Here is a 2,235-nt window from a genome sequence, read left to right as displayed (position 1 = left end):
GGGCGCCACGGGGAACGTGGGCCGCGAAATGCTGAACATCCTGGCCGAGCGCCAGTTCCCGGTCGATGAACTGGTGCCGCTCGCGTCGCGCCGGAGCCTCGGCACAGAGGTCAGCTTTGGCGATCAGACCCTGAAGACTAAAGATATCGATGGGTTCGACTTCACCGGCTACGACATCGCGCTGTTCGCGATCGGCTCGGACGCCACGAAGAAATACGCGCCCATTGCCGCCAAGCAGGGCTGCATCGTGATCGATAACTCGTCGCTCTACCGCTACGACCCGGACGTGCCGCTGGTCGTGCCGGAGGTGAACCCGGAAGCCGTCGACGGTTACGCGAAGAAAAACATCATCGCGAACCCGAACTGCTCGACCGCGCAGATGGTCGTGGCGCTCAAGCCGCTGCATGACCGCGCCAAGATCAAGCGCGTCGTCGTCTCGACCTACCAGTCGGTGTCGGGCTCGGGCAAAGAGGCGATCGACGAGCTTTGGAACCAGACCAAGGGCATGTATGTCCCCGGTCAGGAAGTGGAGCCGAAGGTCTATCCGAAGCAGATCGCGTTCAACGTGATTCCGCATATCGACGTGTTCCTCGACGATGGGTCCACCAAGGAAGAGTGGAAGATGGTCGCCGAGACCAAGAAGATCGTTGACCCGGCGATCAAGCTGACCGCGACCTGCGTGCGCGTGCCGGTCTTCGTGGGCCACTCGGAAGCGATCAACATCGAGTTCGAGGAGTTCCTCGACGAGGACGAAGCGCGCGACATCCTGCGCGAAGCGCCCGGCATCATGGTCGTCGACAAGCGCGAAGATGGCGGCTACGTCACCCCGGTCGAATGCGTCGGCGATTTCGCCACCTTCATCTCGCGCATCCGTCAGGACTCGACCATCGAGAACGGCCTGAACATCTGGTGCGTGTCGGATAACCTGCGCAAGGGCGCGGCCCTGAACGCGGTGCAGATCGCCGAGACGCTGGGCAAGCGGGTGCTCAAGAAGGGCTGAGCGTTCGGCCTTTTTGGATTTGGGAAACGCCCGGTCGGAGGATCGGGCGTTTTTCTTTTGGCGGTGTTTTCTGAGACGAGGGTTTGCCCGGGCGTCCAGCCCGGGCCGCGCCCGACCCTCCCCCCGGGAGGGCGCATTGGCGAGGTCATCGCGCGCATCACCGTCACTCGGGCTTGCGAGATAAAGCGCCTGGCCACAGGCGGATCGAAGCGCCCACCCAAGGCTCGGGCGCGTCCCTTACCGCGTGACCCGCTTCACCCCCAGATACGGCCCTTCGCCTGCCGCCGCGATCCGCGCCTTGGCGGCCTCGATGCCCTCATAGGCCACGCTCATCGTCTGGCCGTTGGCATGGATCATCGTCTCGCGATCGCAGGCCAGCGCGACATGACCTTTCCAGAACAGCAGATCGCCACGCTGGAGGGGGGCGCTCTCCGGCACAACATCTCCCATTTCCGCCCATTGCAGGTCGCTGTCGCCCGGCACGGACTGCCCGCACAGCGCGAAACCGATCTGCACCAGACCCGAGCAGTCGATCCCCGCACGGCTGTTGCCGCCCCACAGATAGGGCGTGCCCAGCAGCCGCTCGGCCACCGCGACCGGATCGTCCTCGGGCTGATCGAGCGCGCGCAGATGCTGGCGCGGCACATACCCCTCGGCGGTCACGGCGAACATGCCGTCGTCGCCCGTCACTGACAGATGCGCGCCCATCGAGAGCTGCATGACTTCACCGCGCTTGATCGCCGCCTCGCGATAGACATGCGTGGCAGGCGCGGTCACGACATGGGTGGAAGGTTCGGGCGTGCCGAAAGTATCGGCGGCGATCCAGCCACAATAGCCATCCCATGCGGCCTGAACGAAGGCGAAGCCGTCGCGCTGGTCGATCACTGTCACCGCGGCGCCAAAAAGAAGCTGCCGGTCGCGCAGGCTTCCGGGCTCGGGGCAAAGATCGGTCACGGGCACGACGATCCGCGCAGGCATCCCGTGGGTGAAGCCTTCCGCCTCGATCTGACCGCGCAGGGCCTCCAGCGCGATCTCGCCTGAATAGGGCAGGCGGCGACGGTCGGTCATTTCAGCACCTCGGGCAGGGCTGCGAGGATCGCCCGCGCGCCTTGGCCGACCCCGCCTTTCGGGCGGGCGGGGGCGGCGGCGGGTTGCCAGCCATAGATATCGAAATGGGCGAAACGTTCGGTCTGGGTCACGAAGCGGCGCAGGAACAGGGCTGCGGTGATCGAGCC

General features: G+C 65.3%; 3 protein-coding genes. 1 reads left to right on the top strand and 2 read right to left on the bottom strand.

What is annotated here, in order from left to right; genetic code table 11:
- Positions 1–1,000 (top strand): aspartate-semialdehyde dehydrogenase (locus tag B3D39_RS16355; protein ID WP_286789888.1); only part of this gene is annotated, 1,000 nt, incomplete at its 5' end.
- A gap of 237 nt (positions 1,001–1,237) precedes the next feature.
- Here B3D39_RS16355 and B3D39_RS16350 read toward each other — a convergent pair.
- Together B3D39_RS16350 and B3D39_RS16345 are read right to left on the bottom strand one after the other, a co-directional pair.
- Entirely contained in the window at positions 1,238–2,068 is an 831-nt protein-coding gene (locus B3D39_RS16350; protein WP_274963885.1) for a C40 family peptidase, read from the bottom strand.
- A complete protein-coding gene (locus B3D39_RS16345; RefSeq protein WP_414718021.1) occupies positions 2,065–2,229 on the bottom strand; it encodes a hypothetical protein in 165 nt (54 codons plus the stop codon). The genes B3D39_RS16350 and B3D39_RS16345 overlap by 4 nt, the downstream gene beginning before the upstream one ends.
- Positions 2,230–2,235: the final 6 nt, after the last annotated feature.

It is taken from the genome of Thioclava sp. UBA3469 (genome assembly GCF_002378135.1).
In the GTDB taxonomy this organism is placed as follows: Bacteria; Pseudomonadota; Alphaproteobacteria; order Rhodobacterales; family Rhodobacteraceae; genus Thioclava; species Thioclava sediminum.
Note: the sequence above shows the minus strand (reverse complement) of the source record. Positions and strands in the feature narration are given on the sequence as shown.

Excerpts from the sequence above, each read along its gene's own strand:
- B3D39_RS16350 (WP_274963885.1), bottom strand. The coding sequence starts at position 2,068 with ATGACCGACCGTCGCCGCCTGCCCTATTCAGGCGAGATCGCGCTGGAG.